Genomic DNA, 5,481 nt, shown 5'->3' with positions numbered 1-5,481 from the left:
TAATGCCTGCCCTGTCAGCAACCACGGCCATGGTGAGCTTTCTTCGTATCCTGGCTTTCCTGAGATCATCCCCGAGTTTCCTGAGGCCCCTGCGAACTGAAATTGAAGGTTTTCTCATAAATAATGCCAAGCAAAATAGTCTTTATAAATTAATAAAGGCTACTATAGCTGACATTATAATGGTAAGTCAAGAACCAGGCTGGAGTTGATGCAAATCCCGTTCAAGTGGCTTTGATGTCAATCCGTGCCCATCAGATAGCTTTGTAAGTAACCATTCAGGGGGTGCCGCATCGGCCCGGGGACAGTCCCCAGACCTTGTGCCAGAAACTACAACCGAGTGCCCCCTGAATGGTTACCAGGTCGGTCCTGCAGATCCCGGCCAGATTCACTCTTATCCTGGCCTGACCCTTTTCAGGCCTGGGCACTGGATGATCCTGCACATAGCGCAGTGTCTCATGAAAAATGACAGCCTGCATGGGGGCCTCCTGTCTCTCTTTGCTGCTGTCTTCCAGGCTTGTTCTTACTCTTCATCAGGCAGATCAAAGGAAATATAGTTGATGCCTCCGATCTTGATATGCCTTATGTTCTCGGCATATTTTCCCAGAAGCAGAAGCCCGAGTTCTGCGGGATCCACCTCTCCGTCTTTTTCCTCGAGCTCCTCAAGGACAAAATCCAGGTCCCTGGCAGAGGAAGAGTCGATGAATTCCACATAAATTTTTCTGTTTTCCCTGCGCAGGTTCACCTGCATGCGCGGAGCCTTGAACTCTTCCGAGGCGCAGAGATAAGCGAAAAGTTCCTCTGCGGTGAGGTGCAGCTTCTGTAACTGATAAGGGGCAACCTTCCTGGCTGTGGCGTATTCATTGATAAAATTCTGCAGCCGGGTAAAATCCCGCACGTTGCGCTCCACGACAAAGCTGGCCTGGCCTGCGGGTCTCAAGTGAAAAAGAAGGCTTAGCAAAATAGCGGCAAGTCCGCCCATGGCCATGCCATTGGCCATGAAAGGCTCGGCAGCTTCCGGAATCATATCCGGAAAAAAGAACTGGTTTTCAAAGGCATAGCCTGTCCAGAAGGAAACCCCGATTATAATCCCGCTTTCATAATTAAGCCCATAGGAAGCCGCCAGCTTTATCCCGGTTACAAAAAGCATGGACAGCAGGACAAACAGAAAAGCTCCGATTACAGGGGAAGGAATTGCGGCAATCAGTGCGGCCATCTTGGGGGAAAAGGCCAGAAGCACCAGAATAAGGGCAGCGCAGTAGCCGACCCTGCGGGCGGAAACACCGGTAAGCTCCACCGCCGGAATGGCATTGGAATAGGTGGTGTTGGGGATTGTTCCCAGGGCTCCGGCTATTGCGTTGGATGTGCCATCGGCATATATGGCCCCCTGGACCCTTTCATAGTCGATTTTGCGGAAATTTCGCTGTGAGATCTTCTGGATGGCCATGCTGTCGCCCAGGGTTTCCACGCCCCCCACAATGGTCACCAGGGCAAAGGCCAGGTATATGGACAAAAACTCAGGTGCAGGGACCAGGGAGAATCCCGGCCAGCTGCCCGAAGGCAGCCCGGCCCAGCTTTCCCCGGCCAGCCCGGAAAAGTCGGTCATACCCAGAAATGAAGCCATGAGTGTGCCGGCAAAGATGCCCAGCACCAGGCTCCACAAACGCACCACCCTGTTGCCGAACACCGCCAGGAGGAGGATGAACACCAGAGTGCCCACGGATACCAGGAGGTAGTGGCTTTGCGGAACATCCTCCTGCTGTCCGCTCATGAGATCCAGGGCTATGCTCAGCACACTGACTACAATGAGCATTATGATCACGCCCCCCACCAGGGGAGTGATGATCCTGCGCAAAGGGCCTAAAAACAGCCCGAAAAGAATCTGCAGCGGAGCCGAAAGAACAGCCATGGTGGCCACCAGGGACATGCCCCCTACCTCGGCCGCTGCCAGAGAACAGGCGATAAACGCCCCTGAGGAACCGATAAACAGCAGATACCCTGAGCCGATTTTGCCCACCCGCCGGACCTGAATAAAAGTACCGATGCCGCTGGCCACAAGCGAGGCGAAAATGATCCACGAGAACTGCCCGGGGTCGATTTCAGCCACCCTGGCCACCACCACCGGAGTAATGGTTATGGGGCCAACGATGAGCAGTACCAGCTGCAGGCCCAGCAATGCACTCATCCACCATGGAGGATGCTCGTCCACGGCATACAAAAGATGGCCCGGTGCCCTGGACCGGTTCTTCATGTCTTTGAAAGTCGAGCTTTTCTTATTCTGCATGCAGCATTTCCGGCGATATACATGGTTAAGGATACTTATTCTGATTCAATATCTGTTATTTTGACTGGAAAACAGGTCTGCAATTAACTCTACAACGACACTTATCCGTCCATAATTTAACAATTAATCCTTTTTCTAAGTGTAGTTGCAGGGTAAAAAATTTACGCAAAACATATCAATATGCGACTGCAAAAAGTCGGATACTGAATGGTTACATTTATTTGAACTTACCCCGAACCTCTGACTTCTGACCCCTGTTCATGAAAAAGTGATTTGAGGTCAATACCGATCCAGTCCTGAAAGCCGGGCACCTTGACCCACAAAGCAAGCGACTCCGGCACTGCGACTACCTGATAAACGGTCCGGATATCACCTTGATCCGGCCAGGTGGGTCCGCCCTTTTCCAGGGGCGTGTCCAACATGTCCTTCATTTTCCCCAGATCAATATTTCCCTTGTATTTGCGGGCCTGCTCCAGCAGGTTGTCGCGGCGCTCAACGGATCGAAACCCGGTACCCTCCTGTTGCATCAGTCCCCATGAGGGATCAACAAAATGGTTGGTGGACACCAGAAGCCCGGGCTCATCCCCTGAGCGGCGGAGGAGATCAAAAGGTGGCCATTCATATGAATAAGCCCCCCTGGAGTCGGCTGTATTAATAATATAGGAAAAATTGGAACGGGTGGTGTTCATGGCCGCGTCCAGTTGTTCCATGCTTTCGTAGTCGAAAAGAAAAGCCATGAGATTGCTTATGGCATGTACCCGGTTGGTATAGGTGAGTCCACCACCGGAAGGCAATGCATTGTTCAGCTCCAGAAAAAGCCCCTTGGCATTCATTCCGGTTGTGGCATAGATTACCCCGGCAAAGGTGACAATAGTAGCTGGAACTCCGGAATCCGGATTGAAGACGGTAACGGTGAGGTTTTCGGCAAAATCCGTGTAGCTGTCGAACCAGTCGTAGTTTCTTCCGGCAATCAGCTGTCCGCCGGGCGTATAATCATCCCAGGCAAATATGGCGGAGCATCCGCTCATGGTGCCGTAAAGTTCCAGCCCGTTGAGCAGGATGTGCTCCTCAAGGGAAAGACCGGACGTCTCGGCCATTCCTTCCATGATATCCTTGAATCGCCGGGGATAAAATTCGTAGAGACCTCTGGCGGCCAGAAGCATGTCCTCAGAAGAAAGCCCCTTCTCTTTTTTAAAATACTCTACAATGGCTGACTGATAAAGCTCCTGCATGGGCTTGGACAGCAACCGGCCGTATTGACGCCCCATTTCCCGGTATGATCCGGAAAGATTAAGGATATTGATCTCACCGGCCTGATACCGCTCCCCGCCTTCAAATTCGTCTACAGACTCCCCTGTAACGTCTGCTTGCTGGGAACCATTACTGCCGGCCAGAGCCCAAGAAGATGCGCACAGCAGACAAACCAGCGAAACCGCAACCAGCAAGGTGATTACTTTGCCCGGCCTGAAAAAAACATTGGATCTCATTACCACCTCCGTGCCCGGCCGGCAGGATGCCCCGCATCCTCTACAGCCATTTTCGTGTTTCAAAGCTTCTCTTCATAAGTCCCTGCTTATCCGCCAGGCTGCTCTAAACCACAGCCAAGGGAAGAAGTAAGATATATCAATCGTGAATGCAAACAGCCTGAAGCGATTAGCCTCAATTTCATTTCCGGTTGTCAATTTTAATCGCTGACATATATTATTATTTAGCAGGTGTGGAGCCAAAAAAGCTTTTTGCTGACACATCATGTCATCCAGATTTTTTGGCCGTGGAACTATTGACTCGTGAACAATGACAAAGGAGGTCAACAGTTATGAGCAACAGATCTCTTGGATATTATCTCTTCTTGATTGGGCTGCTTTTACTTATAGCCTTTCCTTTTCTTTATTTCCTGCAAATGCTGCCCGCCGGAAGTCCGGCTTTTTACATTCTTGTTTTAATCCTTATTTTTACTTTGGCTGCCGGATATCAAGATCTAAAAAAAATTTTCCGGAGATAGAGAGGTCCTGTCCTGAATTATTTACATCTGACTGAATAAGACTTGCTGGTTTTCCCCGTCCTTGAGTTCTGATCCAGAGCATCCCGAAAAGCAGGAAAACCTGAGTATGAATTTGACCAGGACAAAAGCCTTTTTCAAATCCGGCACATGCAGCGCAGCAAATATTGCCACACTTTCCAACATAACCCATTGAATATGCTGGATAAACTCTGGAATCCTGTTTGTTTGGACTTGGAATTACTTGCTGATTGACAACTTACAACCCCCTGTCTTATGCTGAATTTAAATTTGATTCTTGAAATAAACTTATTCTGATTTGCATTCAAGATGATCTTTATGCCCGTTGTCATCAAATGTTTGACACCACAGAGATCACAGAGATTCACAGAGAAAAAGGCATAAGATGACACTGCTAACTCTGTGTCCTCTGTGGTAAAATTTTTTTCTGGTTTTCCGATCTTAGTGATATTCATAACTGTCTGGAGAAATCATCTTGATTACAACTTGGAATTATCAGTAACATGTTTATAGGAGAAACAAGGGGAGCAGAGAATGAAAAAGTTTATAGTGGCACCTTTATGCATGGCGATTCTAAGCGGGTTTCTTGTTTTCGGCCTGCAGGGCAAGAGCCTGATGGCTGGTGACGGACAGGTCATTATGGAAAACCGCTGCACAACATGTCATGGGGCTGGAAGAATTGAAAGAGCCGGCCATGACATGGACGGCTGGAAAGACACGGTCAGTAGAATGGAGGGCAAGGGAAATTTCGGAGAGCCTCTAAGCGATGCTGAACGCCAGTCTTTGCTGAAACACCTTGAAAGCCTGTAACTTATTGGGGTTGCTGAATTATTGTTCAGCAAGCCCAGACTGTCAAAAAAACTGAACAGTTCTCATTTACCGGCCTGAACCTGAAACATCCCATCCAAGTAAGCATTCAGGGGGTCCTCGGTGGTGACTAATGGCACAAGGCCAGGGGACTGCCCCCAGTCACGCCAGAGGCGTGATTCCGGCATCCCCTGAATGGTTACACATCCAAGGCCTTTAGGGTTCTGCCTTTCAACCAAAAACGCAAAATTATTCCCTTTTCCGGATCACGTATATCAGCCAGCAGAATCCGGATTTCCAGCTCTTGAGCTGTTATTACACAGAGGTATAAATCACTGCTGACGGCTCCTTCGGCCCAAGGCATAACACCCGG

The 5,481-nt window shown here is 49.6% G+C and carries 4 protein-coding genes; 1 reads left to right on the top strand and 3 read right to left on the bottom strand.

Annotated features, from left to right (window positions below; translation table 11 throughout):
- Positions 1-275 precede the first annotated feature (275 nt).
- From QZP87_RS03075 to QZP87_RS03065, 3 genes are all read right to left on the bottom strand, one after another.
- A complete protein-coding gene (locus QZP87_RS03075) occupies positions 276-476 on the bottom strand; it encodes a hypothetical protein (protein ID WP_291321448.1) in 201 nt (66 codons plus the stop codon).
- Between the two features lie 44 nt (positions 477-520).
- Positions 521-2,281, bottom strand: a complete 1,761-nt coding sequence (locus QZP87_RS03070) for a solute carrier family 23 protein (protein WP_291321447.1) — start codon at positions 2,279-2,281, stop codon at positions 521-523.
- Between the two features lie 227 nt (positions 2,282-2,508).
- Positions 2,509-3,768, bottom strand: a complete 1,260-nt coding sequence (locus QZP87_RS03065) for a C45 family peptidase (RefSeq protein ID WP_291321446.1) — start codon at positions 3,766-3,768, stop codon at positions 2,509-2,511.
- A 1,067-nt stretch (positions 3,769-4,835) separates the two neighbouring features.
- Here QZP87_RS03065 and QZP87_RS03060 point away from each other — a divergent pair.
- On the top strand, positions 4,836-5,111 hold the full coding sequence (locus QZP87_RS03060) for a hypothetical protein (protein ID WP_291321445.1): 276 nt from the start codon (positions 4,836-4,838) through the stop codon (positions 5,109-5,111).
- Positions 5,112-5,481 lie beyond the last annotated feature (370 nt).

The organism is Desulfonatronospira sp. (assembly GCA_003563255.1).
Lineage (GTDB): Bacteria > Desulfobacterota > Desulfovibrionia > Desulfovibrionales > Desulfonatronovibrionaceae > Desulfonatronospira.
Note: the sequence above shows the minus strand (reverse complement) of the source record. Positions and strands in the feature narration are given on the sequence as shown.

Bases quoted from the DNA above. Each gene is read 5' to 3' on its own strand.
- QZP87_RS03065 (WP_291321446.1), bottom strand. From the start codon at position 3,768: ATGAGATCCAATGTTTTTTTCAGGCCGGGCAAAGTAATCACCTTGCTG.
- QZP87_RS03075 (WP_291321448.1), bottom strand. From the start codon at position 476: ATGCAGGCTGTCATTTTTCATGAGACACTGCGCTATGTGCAGGATCAT.
- QZP87_RS03060 (WP_291321445.1), top strand. From the start codon at position 4,836: ATGAAAAAGTTTATAGTGGCACCTTTATGCATGGCGATTCTAAGCGGG.
- QZP87_RS03070 (WP_291321447.1), bottom strand. From the start codon at position 2,281: ATGCAGAATAAGAAAAGCTCGACTTTCAAAGACATGAAGAACCGGTCC.